Here is a 16,355-nt window from a genome sequence, read left to right on the forward strand (position 1 = left end):
GAGAAAGTATGAGAAGAACGAAAATTGTCTGCACCATGGGACCAAATACCAACTCCCGTGACCTGATGAAAAAACTGATTGAAACCGGAATGGATGTTGCTCGTTTTAATTTTTCTCATGGAGACCACGATGAGCAGAAAATGCGTATGGATATGCTGAAAGAGCTTCGAAAAGAGCTGAAAACTCCTGTGGCAATCCTTCTGGATACCAAAGGACCGGAAATCCGTACCGGCGTTTTGAAAGATGGCAAAAAAGTAAATCTGGTAACCGGACAGACTTTTACCCTGACAACCGTTCAGGAGACCGGAGATGAAAATCACTGTTCGGTCAGCTACACCGGCCTTACCGACGATATCAAAGAGGGAGACACAATTCTGATCGATGATGGTCTGATCGGCCTGCGCGTAGAAAAAGTAAATGCACCGGAAATTGTCTGTACCGTAGTAAACGGCGGCGAGCTCGGAGAGAAGAAGGGTGTGAATGTACCAAACGTTTCGATCAATCTTCCGAACCTGACGGAGAAAGACAAAGGAGATCTTCTCTTTGGTATTGAACAGGATATTGATTTTGTAGCGGCTTCTTTTATCCGAAATGCAGAGGCAATTAACGAAATCCGTGAGTTCCTTGTGGCAAACGGAGGAGAGCGTATTGATATCATTGCCAAGATCGAAAATGCGGAGGGTGTGCAGAACATCGACAGCATCATCGATGCGGCAGATGGTGTGATGGTTGCAAGGGGAGACCTTGGTGTAGAGATTCCGGCGTGCCAGGTACCGCATGTACAGAAAATCATCATTGAAAAATGCAATCATAAATACAAACCGGTTATCACAGCAACCCAGATGCTGGATTCCATGATCCGGAACCCGCGCCCGACCCGTGCAGAGGTAGCCGATGTTGCGAATGCAATTTATGATGGAACGGATGCAATCATGCTCTCCGGCGAAACAGCAGCCGGAAAATATCCGATCGAGGCAGTTACCATGATGGGAGAGATTGCCGAGCAGACAGAGCGCTATCTGAAATTCGAAGATTACCGCGATGGAAAAGCGCTGGAAGGAAAGCTGAATGTTTCCGCAGCAGTCGGAAGTGCAGCCGTTTCTATGGTAGAACACATCAAAGCAGCCTGCATTGTGACCCCGACTATGTCTGGTCAGACCGCAAGACTGATTTCCAACCTTCGTCCGAGCGTACCGATTTACGGCGTTACCCCATATGAATGGGCAAGAAGAAAAATGCAGCTCTACTGGGGCGTTCGTCCGGTGACCGGATACGAGGAAGATTCTACGGAGAACATCATTTCCCATGCTATGTATATGGTGCGCCGTGAGGAGCTCGTAGAACGTGGCGATATGGTTATTTTTACGGCCGGAGACCCTGCTACTAACGAGGTGACGGGTGAAGGATATATGACAAACATGCTTCACATTATTCAGGCAAAATAAGCAGAAGAAGGAGACAAAAGAGAATGACGAAGAAGCCTTTTGTAACAAAAGAAAAACTGGAAGAAATCGCAGCAGCAGTACCAACTCCGTTTCACATTTACGATGAAAAAGGAATTCGTGAGAATGCGAAAGCAGTAAAGGAAGCTTTTTCCTGGAATCCGGGATTTCGTGAGTATTTTGCTGTAAAAGCGAACCCAAACCCGACACTGATCAAAATGCTGGGTGAATATGACTGCGGATGCGACTGCTCTTCTTACACGGAGCTGATGCTTTCCGATGCGATGGGATTTGAGAAAGATAAAATCATGTTTTCATCCAACGTAACACCGGCTGCAGAGTATCAACTGGCTGCAGAGCTTGGTGCGATCATTAACCTTGATGATATTACGCATATTGATTTTCTTGAGAAAACATTGGGCTACATTCCGAAGAAAATCTGCTGCCGTTATAACCCGGGCGGACTGTTTAAAATCAGCACCGACATCATGGATAATCCGGGAGATGCCAAATATGGTATGACAACCGAGCAGATTTTTGAGGCATTCCGCATTCTGAAGGCAAAAGGGGCAGAAGAGTTCGGCATCCATTCCTTCCTTGCAAGTAATACCGTAACCAACGATTACTACCCGGTTCTGGCAAAAACACTGTTTGAGCTGGCTGTAAAGCTGCAGAAAGAGACGGGCGTGAAGATTAAATTCATCAATCTTTCCGGCGGTGTCGGAATCCCGTACAAACCGGGTCAGGAAGGCAATGACATCCGCGTGATTGGCGAGGGTGTACATAAAGTGTACGATGAAGTTCTTGTTCCGGCCGGCATGGGCGATGTTGCAATTTACACGGAAATGGGCCGTTTTATGATGGGACCGTACGGCGGACTCGTTACCCGCGCCATCCATCAGAAACACATCTACAAAGAGTACATCGGCTGCGACGCCTGCGCGGTCAACCTGATGCGGCCGGCAATGTACGGCGCTTACCACCACATCACGGTGATGGGAAAAGAAGATCAGCCGTGCGACCACAAATATGACGTAACAGGTTCCCTGTGCGAAAACAACGATAAATTCGCGATCGACCGCATGCTTCCGGAAGTGGAAGTCGGAGACCTCCTCTTCATCCACGACACCGGCGCACATGGATTTTCCATGGGATACAACTACAACGGAAAATTAAAATCTGCAGAGGTTCTGTTAAAAGAGGACGGCAGCTTTGAAGTCATCCGCCGCGCAGAAACCCCGAAAGACTATTTCGCTACACTGGATGGAACACCGGAGTATGAGAAGATGTTTGGAAATAAATAAGAGATAACAACAGTAAAACCCCTTTCAAAAAGAACCATGCGGCAGATGGCCGGTTCTTCGAAAGGGGTTTTCTTTCTTTCAAAAGCTGTTTTTTTGAAGGGAAGACAATAAAAAAAGATCTGCATCAACGTTCGTTTTTGCAGATCTTTTTTAGCTATGCCGCTGGCCGGACTCGAACCGGCACGGTTATTCACCGCTTGATTTTGAGTCAAGTGCGTCTACCAATTCCGCCACAGCGGCAGTGTTCGTAATCAGAACAAGATATATTTTACCATAAAAACAAGAAGGACGCAAGAGAAAAAAATGGAATAATTATCATAAAAACTTTCTAAAAAAGATTGACGAAAGGAAAAAATAGAAGTATAGTGTAAATAGTTTAGTACCATACTAAATTTTACATCATAAGTTCAAATAACGATTTATCGAAAACGCCATCGTTAGATGGTCCACAGTGTGTGGAACGAAAACTGTTGTCTTCATAGACAGCAGTTTTTTTGTTGTCTAAAATTAGAAATGAAACATGGTTATGATTCAGTACTGTGGGAACAGCAAGAACCAGGAAGTAGAATTGTTGAAAATAGGAAAGAAAAGATGTAAAAAATCAAAATATATGGTAAAATTAGATAAAATGTAGAAAATGGAGGAAAGAATAGATGAAAGGGGAATATTATCTCGGACTTGATATGGGAAGCAGTTCGGTTGGATGGGCTGTGACAAATGAGAAGTACGAAATTTTGCGCGCACATGGAAAAACACTTTGGGGTGTACGGCTATTTGACAGTGCACAGACTGCAGAAGAGAGAAGAGGGTTTCGGACAGCAAAACGAAGATTGGATCGTCGTAATTGGAGAATAGAATTGCTGCAGAAAATTTTTGCGGAAGAAGTAGAAAAGATAGATGATGGATTTTTTCGCAGAATGAAAGAGAGTCGTTACTGGCCAGAGGATAAGCGTGACAGGCGGGGAAAGTGTCCAGAACTTCCCTATGCATTGTTTGCGGATGATGATTACACAGACAAAGAATATCATAAACAGTTTCCAACCATCTATCATCTGAGAAAATGGTTAATGGAAACTGACGAAACGCCTGATATTCGCCTGATATATCTTGCTCTGCATCATATGATGAAACACAGAGGCCATTTTCTATTAAACGGAAATATCGAACAGGTAAGAGAATTTCAGACAACATTTGAACAGTTCCTTGAAGCAGTGAGGGCAGAAGAACTTGGCTTTTCTTCCGAGATTGGAGTGGAAAGAAGCAAGGAAATAGAGGCAATTTTAAAAGACCGGACATTGACCAAATCTGCGAAAAAGACAAAAGCAGTAAAAGCAATGCGGGCAGAAACATCCTGTGAAAAAGAGTGGCTGGGATTGATTACCGGTGGAACAGCAAAACTGGGAAATCTGTTTGGGGAAAAACAGATGGATACACTGGAACGGCCAAAACTTTGCTTCGCAGATGCAGGTTATGAAGAATACGCTGGAGAGATCGAAGCAGAGCTGGGAGAAAAATATGTATTAATTGAACACGCAAAAGCAGTGTACGATTGGGCTGTTCTGGCTGATATTTTGCAGAACTATTCTTCTCTTTCAGAGGCAAAAGTGGCACTTTATGAAAAGCATAAAAAAGATCTGAAAGATCTGAAAAAGCTGGTCAGAGAGAATCTTTCAAGGGAAGAATATCAGAGACTGTTTGCAAAAAAGGATGAAAAAGCTAATTATTATGCGTATATCAAGGCACCAAAACAATGTAGTCAGGAAGACTTTTACGGTTATCTGAAAAAGAATATTCTGGGCAAGATATCAGATGTGACGAAAGTATCCTGTATGCAGAAGGAAATGGAAATGGGAACGTTTCTTCCGAAACAGACTGTAAAAGACAACAGTGTCATTCCGTATCAGATTCATTTATATGAATTAAATGCAATCCTGAAAAATCTGGAAGATAAAGTTCCGCTACTGAAAGAGAATGGAGAGAAGATTCAAAAGATTTTCACATTCCGCATTCCGTACTACGTAGGACCCTTAAACGGAATTCGAAAAAAAGGGGAGAAGAGTAACTGGGCGGTACGAAAAGAAGGCAAAATATATCCATGGAACTTCGATGAGATGGTAGATTTGGAAGCAAGTGCAGAGCAGTTTATTCGAAGAATGACGAATAAATGTACTTATCTGCCAAGTGAAGATGTTTTACCAAAGTATTCTCTGCTGTATAGCAAATACGAAGTTTTAAATGAATTAAATAATCTGCGTTTGGATGGAGAAAAGATATCTGTAGAGCAGAAACAGAAAATATATGAAGAAGTATTCCAGAAAAGCAGAAAAGTTACACAGAAAAAACTGAAAAACTATTTAGTGAAAGAAGGAATTACCGGAAAAGAAGTTGAAATTACCGGAATTGATGGTGATTTCAAGAGTTCTCTTACGGCATACCATGACTTTAAAGAGAAATTAACAAATCTGTCACTGAACCAGGCGGAAAAAGAATGCATCATCCTGAACGTAACGCTGTTTGGAGATGATAAAGCGATACTGAAACAGAGATTAAAGAAACTGTTTCCGGAGTTGACAGAAAAACAAAGAGACAGCATAAGTAAACTGCCGTATCGTGGTTGGGGAAGACTCTCAAAAGTGTTTTTGGAAGAGACGGAAGCACCGGCACCGGAAACGGGAGAGGCATGGTCTATTATTCGGGCTTTGTGGGAGACGAATGACAATCTGATGCAACTGCTTAGCGAAAAATATTTGTTTGCATCGGCAATCGAAGAAAAGAATGGAAACGAACAGAAAAAACGGGATATTTCGTATGAATTAGTCGAGGAACTTTACGTATCACCGGCAGTGAAGCGGCAGATTTGGCAGAGCCTTTTGATTGTAAAGGAAATCTGTAAAGTAATGGGAAACCCACCGAAACGTGTTTTTATAGAAATGGCAAGAGAAAAAACCGATCAGGGAAGAACCTCTTCAAGAAAAAAGAAACTGCTGGAACTCTATAAAAAATGTAAAGCGGAAGAAAAAGACTGGATAGATGAGATTGAAAAACGTTCCGATGCGGAAATGAGAAGAGACAAGCTGTATTTGTATTATACGCAAAAAGGAAAATGCATGTATTCCGGTGAAACAATTGAACTGGAGGAATTGTGGGATAATCAGAAGTATGACATTGATCATATTTTTCCACAGTCCAAAGTGATGGATGATAGCCTGGATAACCGGGTACTTGTAAAGAAAAAGTGTAATCAGATGAAAGAGGATAAATATCCGATCGATGAAACAGTTCGGAAAAAAATGCAGCCATTCTGGAAATCTTTAGTGGATGCCGGATTGATCAGTGAAGAAAAATATAAACGGCTGATAAGAAGAAACGGATTTGAACCGTCTGAATTGGCTGGATTTATTTCCAGGCAGCTGGTGGAAACTCGTCAGAGTACAAAAGCGGCAGCAAGTATTCTGCAGCAGGTGATCCCGGATACACAGATTGTTTATGTGAAAGCGCCAACCGTTTCAAAGTTCCGTAAGGATTTTAAATTTCTGAAGGTACGGGAGATGAATGATTATCATCATGCGAAGGATGCTTATTTGAATATTGTCGTTGGCAACGCATATTTTGTAAAATTCACATCAAATCCGATTCACTTCATTAAGGAAAATCCGGGAAGAAGTTATAATCTGAAGAAGATGTTTGAACAGGAAAGAATTGAACGAAACGGAGAAATTGCCTGGGAAGGCGGGAACGGAACCATTGTGACAGTTCGAAAGTTTATGGAAAAGAACAACATTCTTGTGACGCGAAGATCGTATGAGGCAACAGGTGCATTGTTTGACCAGCAGATTGTCAAAAAAGGAAAAGGTCAGGTTCCGATCAAGAGCAGTGATGAACGGCTTTGTGATATACAGAAGTATGGAGGATATAACAAAGAGGCGGGAGCTTACTTTGTACTGGCAGAATCGGAGGGCAAAAAGGGAAAGAAAATACGAACAATCGAGTATGTGCCGATTCGTCTGAAAAAGGAAATTCAGAAGTCAGAAGAAAATATAATTCGGTATCTGGAAGAGGAAAGACAGTTAAAGAATCCGCGAGTGCTGGTGCCGGAAATCAAAATAGATACTCTGTTTTGTGTGGACGGATTTTATATGTGGGTTTCCGGAAGATCAGGAGATCAGCTATTGATGCAAGGTGCAAATCAGCTGGTACTTTCCCAGGAAGAAATGGAAATACTGAAAAAAATAGTACAGTACGTGGAACGTAAAAAACAGAATAAAGAACTGAAAATTTACGATTCCGACCATTTAGAAGAAAAGAAGGTGGTGATGCAGTATGAAACCTTTTTAAATAAATTAACAAATACGGTATATAGCAAAAAAACTTGGAGCACAGGCAAAGACATTAACGGAAAAAAGAGAAAAATTTAAAGAATTATGCATAGAAGAAAAGTGTATCGTTTTGTATGAAATTTTACATTTTTTCCAGTGCCAGAGTGTTACCGCTGATTTGAAATTAATTGGAGGATCTGGAAGAGCAGGAATTTTGTATCTCAACAAAAATATAACCGATTGCAGTCGAATCGAAATGATTCATCAATCGCCAACCGGTATTTACGAGCAGGCAGTAGACCTGAATGCATTATGAGCTGGCGGATTGTGGTTATTTCCAAACGGGCAAAGCTGGACTATCAGCTTGGTTATCTTGTGGTGCGAAATGAGGAAGTAACAAAAATACATTTAAGTGAAATATCAACCATTCTGATTGAGTCAACAGCAGCAACAGTCACAACAAGTCTGCTGGCAGAGCTGACAAAAAAGAAAATAAAAGTGATTTTTTGCGATGAAAAGAGAAATCCATCGTCGGAACTGGTTGGGTATTACGGAAGTCATGATACCAGCAATAAGGTCAGAAAGCAGATTCAGTGGAGCCGGCACAGTAAAGAAGCGATCTGGACAGAGATTGTGACGGAAAAAATACGAAAACAGAAGGAACTGTTAAAAAATCTGGGAAAGGAAGAAGCGGGTCTGTTAGAAGCATATTTACAGGAGATTGGCTGGAACGATGAGACAAACCGGGAAGGGCATGCGGCAAAGGTATATTTTAATGCGTTGTTCGGTATGACATTTACCAGAACTGCGGATTGTCCGGAAAATGCAGCGCTGAATTACGGATATAGCATTTTGTTGTCTGCGTTTGCGAGAGAAATTGTAGCGAGCGGTTATATTACACAGCTCGGACTCTTTCATGATAATATGTTTAATCAGTTTAATCTGGCGTCCGATTTGATGGAACCGTTCCGTGTCCTGATTGACCGGGAAGTAATCCAAATGCAGAGGAAAGAATTTACGCATGAGGAAAAAATACAATTGGTCAATGTATTAAACAACGAAGTCATGATAGACGGGAAAACACAGTATGTGAATAATGCCATAAAAATTTACTGTAAAAGTGTATTTGATGCCTTAAATGAGAATGACAGTGCATTGATCCGGTTTTACGGCCTATGAGTTATCGTTTTATGAGAGTATTGGTACTGTTTGATCTTCCGGTGCTGACGGGCGATCAGAGAAGAGAATATGCGAGATTTCAAAAGTTTTTATTGAAAAGCGGATTCCTGATGCTCCAGGAATCCGTATACTGTAAGCTTGCGTTAAATACAACTGCAGTGAATGGAATCGTGGATCAGATTCATAAAAATAAGCCGGAAGAAGGCCTGCTACAGCTTTTAACGGTGACTGAGAAGCAGTATGCGAAAATGGATCTGATTGTTGGGAACGTAAAGAGCGAAGTGTTGAATACGGATGAAAGGCTGGTGATTTTATGAAACTGGTACATGTGGACTTGGAAAAACCTATTGCGATTCATCGGAACTGTCCCACGGAATGGATTATAGAATCACCGGAGCTGTTTTTAAAATATGTGGAGCAGCTGCAAAAACAAAATCAGGGAGAGGAGGGAAATTTCGTACTTTCTAAAGCTGACACAGAGCTGAATATGAAAAGAGATGTGGAATTGGTATTAACGCCCTTTTCTCTTGATTTTGCGGATCACAGAATACAAAAACGGTTATTTACAGAGCTGGTCAAAAGTGCGCAAAATGAAGAAATGTTTCTGGAAACACAGAGAATTATTGCGGAACTGAAGAAATACATCTATCAATTGGAAGCTGTCAGTGGGTACGAATTGGAACAAAATGAGGAAATCGATTTGAGCGCACTCCTAAAATTGATGGGAGTTCAGACAGAAACCGAAAAAGAGATGGGACTTCTGGAAAAATTAACGCAATATATCAAAGTTATGGCCGAACTTCTCCAAAAAGAACTGGTGATTTTAGTCAATATTCGATCCTATCTGAACGAAACACAAATAAACAAACTCTCCCAAATGGCATGCTACTATGAAATATCCTTGCTTTTCATAGAAAATATACAAAGGGACTTTTCGAATCAGAGAGAATATTATATAATTGACAAAGATGGATGTGATGTCTATTAATATCCATCGGATGTTTGAGTACCTGTTTTGTGCAGATGAAAGCAGTTCATTTTTAAATTTGAGGTTTGAGAATGATGTAAAAATGTATGGTACTCAAACAAATGCCGTCAGAGTCCCAATTTGCCGCCTGTTTGAGAATGATGTAAAAATGTATGGTACTCAAACAAGGAGTAGTGAGCAATGAGAACAGAAAGCGTTTGAGAATGATGTAAAAATGTATGGTACTCAAACCTTCCATGAGGGCGACTGTCTTGCAACACTGTTTGAGAATGATGTAAAAATGTATGGTACTCAAACTTCAGTGTCACGGCGTCGTGTGTCTGCTGGGTTTGAGAATGATGTAAAAATGTATGGTACTCAAACAGGACGCAAGCGTCGCCATTCATCAGCCAGGTTTGAGAATGATGTAAAAATGTATGGTACTCAAACAGTATTACGAAGAGGGTTATATTTATATTAGTTTGAGAATGATGTAAAAATGTATGGTACTCAAACAATCCGATAACCCTCCAATGTCGTTTCCGGGTTTGAGAATGATGTAAAAATGTATGGTACTCAAACTTTTTCTTGTTGTTGTCCAGTCGTGTTGTCGTTTGAGAATGATGTAAAAATGTATGGTACTCAAACTTTCCACCTCCCCTAAATCTGTAAGTAATGGTTTGAGAATGATGTAAAAATGTATAGTACTCAAACATTTTCAGGGCAAATTCTGCTAAATCGTACGTTTGAGAATGATGTAAAATTTATTTTTGTGAACAACAAGAATAGATAATTCAAAATGAAATATTCAGAAGACAGTATGAAATCGACTTAATTGTCTTTTTCTTGCTGTCTTTTTCCTTGTCTCAAAGCGCCGCACCATGTATAATAAAACCACAAGAATTTCATTTCATAGTTTTTACAGGAGGAACCTGAATCATGATCCTTGCAATAGACATCGGCAACACGAACATCGTCCTTGGGTGTGTGGAAGGGAAAAAAACATACTTCATCGAAAGACTCTCCACGGACAAGGCAAAAACAGAGCTGGAATACGCAGTCAGCCTGAAAAATGTACTGGAACTGTATGAGATTCCGGTGGAGCAGATCGAAGGAGGTATCATCTCTTCCGTTGTTCCGCAGGTGACAGAGCTCTGCCGGAGTGCGGCAGAAAAAGTGATTAAAAAGCCGGTCAAAGTTGTCGGCCCCGGTGTGAAGACCGGACTTAATATCAAACTGGACGACCCCGCAACGGCAGGAAGCGATCTTGTTGTTGTAGCAGTAGCAGCGCTGAATGAATACACATGTCCGCAGATTCTTATCGATATGGGAACTGCCACGACGATGAGTGTACTTGATCAGAAAGGAAGCTTCATCGGAGGCGTGATTCTTCCGGGACTTCGTACTTCGCTGGATGCTCTCGTATCAAATGCCGCGCAGCTTAGCCAGACCAGTCTGACAGCACCGAAAAAAGTCATTGGCAAAAATACGCTGGACTGTATGAAAGGCGGTATGATTTATGGAAACGCTGCCAGCATCGACGGCATGATCGAACGGATGGAAGAAGAACTTGGCTGCAAATGCACGATTGTGGCTACCGGAGGTCTGGCGAAAGCTGTGATTCCGCACTGCAGACATGACATCATCATCGATGAGAATCTGCTCCTGAAAGGTCTTCAGATCATCTACGAGAAAAACAGGTAGGGAAACCGTTTGTTGACAAAGTTTGCGAATTGTTATAACATATGTATAACAAAACGATACGAGAAAGCAGGGTGTAACTATGTATTATGAGACAATACAGATCGATTTCAACAGCGATGAAGCGATCTATATCCAGCTGAGAAATCAGATTATTCTGGGTATTGCCACTTCCAGAATTCAGGAAGGAGATACTCTACCTTCGGTAAGACAGCTCGCAGACAATATCGGTATCAACATGCATACCGTAAATAAGGCCTACAGCGTACTCCGGCAGGAGGGGCTTCTTTCGATTGACCGAAGAAAAGGAGCCGTTATCTCTATCGATGCGGATAAACTGTATGCCATGCAGGAACTGCGCGAAGATCTGCAGGTGATTCTTGCAAAAGCCGTCTGCAAAAATATATCAAAAGAAGAAGTACATCAGCTTGTAGATGAAATTTACAGCAATTACGCAGACGAAACATGAAGGAGACAATAGTATTATGAGAGAAGGATATACCAGTCAGGCAAAAAAAGCACTGGCATATGCGGTTAGGACAGCTGAAAAATGTGGACATAATTACGTAGGAACCGAACACCTTCTGATCGGACTTCTGAACGTGGAGGATGGCACAGCAGGCATGGTGCTTTCTGAGTTTCACGTAGATGCCGGACAGCTTACCGAACTGATTGACCGTCTGATTGCACCAGGCGGAAACACCGTGACCGAATCCCGACCGGGCTATACTCCGCGGGTACGCAGAGTGCTTGAAAATGCAGAAGCGGAGGCAGCGCGTTTTAAGAGCAGAGCTGTGGGAACCGAGCATCTGCTGATCGCAATCTTAAAAGAAAGTGACTGTGTTGCTACCCGTTTGCTTTTTACCATGGGGATCAACATTCAGAAACTATATGGAGCAATCCTTACTGCCATGGGCGAGGCACCGCTGCAGGGCGGTGCAAGCGGAAATGCAAATACCGGCCGCGGACCGCAGACAAGAGGTGGAGCGCAGACCAGCGAAACGCCGGCACTGGACCAGTACAGCCGGGATCTAACTGAGCTTGCGCGCGAAGGAAAACTCGATCCGGTTGTCGGCCGTGGGCAGGAAATTGAGCGTGTCATTCAGATCTTAAGTCGCCGGACAAAAAACAACCCGTGTCTGATCGGAGAGCCGGGTGTCGGAAAAACGGCGATTGCGGAAGGTCTGGCGCAGCGGATTGCCCTTGGCATTGTGCCGGAAACGATCCGCGATAAGCGAGTTGTTGTCCTTGACCTTTCCGGAATGGTAGCCGGAAGCAAATACCGCGGTGAGTTCGAAGAACGTATCAAACGTGTCGTCAAGGAAGTGACGGACAATGAAAATATTCTGCTGTTCATCGATGAACTTCACACCATCATCGGGGCCGGCGGTGCAGAGGGAGCACTCGATGCATCCAATATCTTAAAACCGTCCCTTTCCCGCGGAGAAATTCAGCTCATCGGTGCAACCACGCTCGAAGAATACCGTAAATACATCGAAAAAGATGCCGCATTGGAGCGCCGTTTCCAGCCGGTGAAAGTAGAAGAACCGACGGAAAGCGAAGCACTTGATATCTTAAAAGGCCTGCGCCCATACTACGAACGCCACCACGGCGTGGAAATCACCGATGAAGCACTGGAAGCAGCCGTAAAAATGAGCGTCCGCTACATCAACGACCGTTTCCTGCCGGATAAAGCCATCGATCTGATCGATGAGGCATCCGCAGGCGTACAGCTCGCCGGCTACCAGGTGCCGGACAACATGGCAAAAGAGGAGCAGACACTGTTCGAAGTACAGAAAGAAAAAGAATCCGCGATCAGTACCGGCGATTTTGAGCAGGCAAAAGAACTGCAGGCGCGCCAGCAGGAGCTCGAAAAAGATCTGGAGCAGATCCGAAAACGCTTTGAACGCCGTTGCAAAAACAAAAAACTGCAGGTAACAGAAGAAGAAATCGCAAAAACCGTATCCACCTGGACGAAAATTCCGGTACAGCGTCTCGCGGAAGGAGAATCGAAACGTCTGGCAAGACTGGAGCAGACACTCCATAAACGCGTTGTCGGCCAGGAAGAAGCCGTGACAGCTGTGGCAAAAGCCGTAAAACGAGGCAGAGTCGGATTAAAAGACCCGAACCGTCCGACAGGATCCTTCCTGTTTCTTGGACCGACCGGTGTCGGAAAAACAGAACTTTCCAAAGCACTCGCCGAGGCAGTTTTCGGTACAGAGCAGGCCCTGATCCGCGTTGATATGTCGGAATACATGGAGAAACACAGCGTTTCCAAGCTGATCGGTTCCCCTCCGGGATACGTTGGCTACGAGGAAGGCGGCCAGCTCTCTGAAAAAGTGCGCCGCAACCCGTACAGTGTGATCCTGTTCGATGAGATCGAGAAAGCTCACCCGGATGTGTTCAACATTCTGCTGCAGGTACTTGATGATGGCCATATCACCGACGCGCAGGGCAGAAAAGTTGATTTCAAACAGACCTGCATTATCATGACATCCAATGCCGGAGCACAGAACATTGTAGCGCCGAAACGCCTTGGATTCCTTTCGACAGAAGATGAGCGGAAAGACTACGAATACATGAAGGGCCAGGTGATGGAAGAAGTCAAACGGATGTTTAAGCCGGAATTCCTGAACCGAATCGACGAGATTATTGTATTCCATCAGCTTACCAAGGCGGATATGAAGAAGATTCTGCAGATTCTGCTCAAAGATCTGGAGCGCCGCTGCAAGGAGCAGATGGACATTGAATTGAAAGTCCGTGACACCGTGAAAGAATATCTCGTGGAAAACAGCTTCGACAGCAAGTACGGTGCCCGCCCGTTAAAACGCGCGATCCAGAGCAAAATTGAGGATCCGCTCGCAGAAGCCATCCTGAACGGAGAAGTGAAAAAAGGCGATACCGTTGCGGCTGGAATGAATAAGAAAGAGATTACATTTAAGGTTCTTGAGAAAAAATAATATAAAATTCCATAAATTATATGGTAAAATCTTTTCGATTATGGTATGATTTTCACAAACAAACGAAACACCACAAAAGACAAGACCAGGAGGGCATTTACAAATGTCAGTAGTAAAAGAATTAATCCGCACAGAGGCAGACGGAGGCATCAGCTTCGGAGATTATGAGCTTGCGGCAAAGGCAAAAAAATCTGATTTTGAGCACAGAGGAGATCTGTATAAAGTAAAAACCTTTAAGGAAATCACAAAGCTGGAGAGAAACGGACTGTTCGTATACGAATCTGTTCCGGGAACCGCAGTTACCGATCTGAACGTATTCGACGGCGGCATGACCTTCAAAGTAGAAGGACCGGAGGATGCACAGATCACCGTTGAAATGGAAGCAGAGACCGAATACAAGGTGCTGCTCGACGGTGTAAACGTTGGCCACATGACCACAAACCTCGGCGGAAAACTTTCCTTCAGCGTAGAGCTGGAAAAAGCAGAGAATGTAGCAGTAGAAATCGTAAAAGCATGATGAAATAAGAAAAGAAGGCTGTCGCAGAACGTGTGCGGCAGCTTTTTTTGACAATTATAAGGGAGACACAACTATGGCAAAAGCAAAAAAAACAGCCTTTTTCTGCCAGAACTGCGGATATGAGTCAGCAAAATGGATGGGCCAGTGTCCGGCGTGCAGAGAATGGAATACGTTTGTGGAGGAACCGACGGCGGCCAAAACACCGGCGGGAAACCAGGGGCTCGGAAGCCACAGCGCAGCGGGCAGAAAGCCGGTGCATCTGACGGAAATTTCAACAGGAAAAGAAGAGCGTATCCCGACGGGAATCGGAGAACTCGACCGGGTGCTCGGCGGAGGAATCGTGCCGGGTTCCCTGACACTGGTCGGCGGCGATCCGGGAATTGGAAAATCCACACTCCTTCTGCAGGTGTGCCGCATGCTGTCCACAGCAGGACATCAGGTTTTATACATTTCCGGCGAGGAGTCCCTGCGCCAGATCAAACTGCGCGCCGTGCGGATCGGAGAATTTAATGAAAATCTGTCCCTGCTCTGTGAGACGAATCTTGACATCATCCGCGCCGTCATGGAAAAAGAGAAGCCGGAGATTGCCGTCATCGACTCGATCCAGACCATGTACAACGAGGAGGTCAGCTCCGCGCCGGGCAGTGTATCCCAGGTCCGGGAATCGACGAATGTGCTGATGCAGATTGCAAAGGGAATGGGAATTTCGATCTTTATCGTCGGTCATGTGACAAAAGACGGTAATGTGGCCGGCCCACGTGTGCTGGAACACATGGTAGATACCGTGCTGTACTTCGAGGGCGACCGTCATGCGTCCTACCGGATTCTACGCGGCGTCAAAAACCGTTTTGGTTCTACAAATGAGATCGGCGTCTTCGAAATGCAGACAGAGGGACTCGTGGAAGTGAAAAATCCATCGGAGTACATGCTGAACGGACGGCCGGAGGGAGCTTCCGGTTCGGTTGTCGCATGCTCCATGGAGGGAACGCGCCCGATCCTGATCGAGATTCAGGCACTGGTCTGCCACAGTAATTTCGGAATCCCGCGCCGCACCGCAGCAGGATGCGATTTCAACCGTGTGAACCTGCTGATGGCAGTGCTGGAAAAACGCGCAAGAGTCAATCTTTCGACAAGCGATGCCTACGTCAACATCGCAGGCGGAATCAAGATGAATGAGCCGGCGATCGATCTTGGCATCGCACTTGCCGTCGTATCGAGCTACAAAGATCAGGTGATCGATGAGAAAACGGTCGTATTTGGCGAGGTCGGCTTAAGCGGTGAGGTCCGCGCCGTCAGCATGGCGGAACAGCGTGTACTGGAAGCAAAAAAACTGGGCTTCGAGCGGGTGATTTTACCTGCTGTCTGCATGAAGTCCGTGGAGAAAATCGGTGGAATCGCACTGATTCCGGTGGAAAATATTCAGGATGCGATTCTGCGCGTGGGGAAAAATTAGAAGGAAGTTGTGGAAAAAGGACCGGCGTGTGATGCGTACGGTCTTTTTTAAAAAATTCAGATAAAATATAAAATATGCAGAATTAACTATATTTTTCTAAAAATAAGAAAATTCGAAAAAAGGTGTTGACTTTTGCTTTTGGCGGTGTTATTATAACTAAGCTGTCAGCGAGAGCTGATGCGAATGAGTTCTTTTGAAACAGAAAAACTTAGTTCGGAGCCGGGTGGCTGCCGCGGGTTGCAAAAACTGCTTCAAAAAAACCTGAAAAAAGTTCTTGACAAAAGCGAATGAGTTTGATAAAATAAACGAGTTGCTGATCGAGAGAACAGCAAAGAAGTTCGAAAGAGCTTCAAAAAATAAATTAAAAAAGTTCTTGACAAACGAAAAGTTCTGTGATAAAATAAATGAGCTGATCCGAGTCGGAACAGCAAAGATCCTTGATAATTAAACAGTGAAACACATCCTCGAAAGTTCTGAATAAGTAATTCAAAACGATCGAAAGATCCTTAAAACAGT

12 protein-coding genes, 1 tRNA gene and 1 CRISPR repeat array are annotated in these 16,355 nt (G+C 43.9%); of the genes, 12 read left to right on the forward strand and 1 reads right to left on the reverse strand.

What is annotated here, in order from left to right; all coding sequences use genetic code 11:
* Positions 1-8 precede the first annotated feature (8 nt).
* The gene (pyk, locus tag DW965_RS12205) at positions 9-1,445 is read left to right on the forward strand and encodes a pyruvate kinase (protein ID WP_118595511.1); all 1,437 of its coding nucleotides are present in this window, start codon (positions 9-11) and stop codon (positions 1,443-1,445) included.
* Between the two features lie 23 nt (positions 1,446-1,468).
* The gene (locus DW965_RS12210) at positions 1,469-2,746 is read left to right on the forward strand and encodes a diaminopimelate decarboxylase (protein WP_117510246.1); all 1,278 of its coding nucleotides are present in this window, start codon (positions 1,469-1,471) and stop codon (positions 2,744-2,746) included.
* A gap of 157 nt (positions 2,747-2,903) precedes the next feature.
* On the opposite strand, the gene DW965_RS12215 is transcribed toward DW965_RS12210, so the two are convergent.
* Positions 2,904-2,986: transfer RNA gene (locus tag DW965_RS12215), tRNA-Leu, on the reverse strand.
* A 413-nt stretch (positions 2,987-3,399) separates the two neighbouring features.
* Here DW965_RS12215 and cas9 point away from each other — a divergent pair.
* From cas9 to radA, 10 genes are all read left to right on the forward strand, one after another.
* Complete coding sequence (gene cas9 / locus DW965_RS12220) at positions 3,400-7,161, forward strand: type II CRISPR RNA-guided endonuclease Cas9 (RefSeq protein WP_256372857.1); 3,762 nt, start codon at positions 3,400-3,402, stop codon at positions 7,159-7,161.
* Positions 7,103-7,378 carry a Cas9 endonuclease PAM-interacting domain-containing protein gene (locus DW965_RS22180; RefSeq protein ID WP_256372859.1) on the forward strand — a complete coding sequence of 92 codons (276 nt, stop codon included), beginning with the start codon at positions 7,103-7,105 and terminating at the stop codon, positions 7,376-7,378. The genes cas9 and DW965_RS22180 overlap by 59 nt, the downstream gene beginning before the upstream one ends.
* Positions 7,375-8,241 (forward strand): type II CRISPR-associated endonuclease Cas1, encoded by an 867-nt coding sequence (gene cas1, locus DW965_RS12225; protein ID WP_117814296.1) that lies wholly within the window; start codon positions 7,375-7,377, stop codon positions 8,239-8,241. The genes DW965_RS22180 and cas1 overlap by 4 nt, the downstream gene beginning before the upstream one ends.
* Positions 8,242-8,252: 11 nt before the next feature.
* Positions 8,253-8,558, forward strand: coding sequence for a CRISPR-associated endonuclease Cas2 (cas2, locus tag DW965_RS12230; RefSeq protein WP_118640958.1), 306 nt, complete (start codon positions 8,253-8,255; stop codon positions 8,556-8,558).
* Positions 8,555-9,229 (forward strand): type II-A CRISPR-associated protein Csn2, encoded by a 675-nt coding sequence (gene csn2, locus DW965_RS12235; protein WP_117510242.1) that lies wholly within the window; start codon positions 8,555-8,557, stop codon positions 9,227-9,229. The genes cas2 and csn2 overlap by 4 nt, the downstream gene beginning before the upstream one ends.
* Before the next feature lie 63 nt (positions 9,230-9,292).
* Positions 9,293-9,922: a CRISPR direct-repeat array (repeat unit 36 nt; unit sequence GTTTGAGAATGATGTAAAAATGTATGGTACTCAAAC).
* Positions 9,923-10,147: 225 nt separating this feature from the next.
* Positions 10,148-10,912, forward strand: coding sequence for a type III pantothenate kinase (locus DW965_RS12240; RefSeq protein WP_118595508.1), 765 nt, complete (start codon positions 10,148-10,150; stop codon positions 10,910-10,912).
* A 79-nt stretch (positions 10,913-10,991) separates the two neighbouring features.
* A complete protein-coding gene (locus DW965_RS12245; RefSeq protein ID WP_117510240.1) occupies positions 10,992-11,378 on the forward strand; it encodes a GntR family transcriptional regulator in 387 nt (128 codons plus the stop codon).
* Between the two features lie 16 nt (positions 11,379-11,394).
* The gene (locus DW965_RS12250) at positions 11,395-13,869 is read left to right on the forward strand and encodes an ATP-dependent Clp protease ATP-binding subunit (RefSeq protein WP_117762143.1); all 2,475 of its coding nucleotides are present in this window, start codon (positions 11,395-11,397) and stop codon (positions 13,867-13,869) included.
* Positions 13,870-13,972: 103 nt separating this feature from the next.
* The gene (locus DW965_RS12255) at positions 13,973-14,386 is read left to right on the forward strand and encodes an endosialidase (protein ID WP_118640956.1); all 414 of its coding nucleotides are present in this window, start codon (positions 13,973-13,975) and stop codon (positions 14,384-14,386) included.
* A 73-nt stretch (positions 14,387-14,459) separates the two neighbouring features.
* Positions 14,460-15,839: a DNA repair protein RadA gene (radA, locus tag DW965_RS12260; RefSeq protein ID WP_118640954.1), complete on the forward strand. Its 1,380-nt coding sequence runs from the start codon at positions 14,460-14,462 to the stop codon at positions 15,837-15,839.
* Positions 15,840-16,355 lie beyond the last annotated feature (516 nt).

This window comes from Blautia sp. AM47-4 (assembly GCF_003479865.1).
Classification (GTDB): Bacteria; Bacillota; Clostridia; order Lachnospirales; family Lachnospiraceae; genus Fusicatenibacter; species Fusicatenibacter saccharivorans.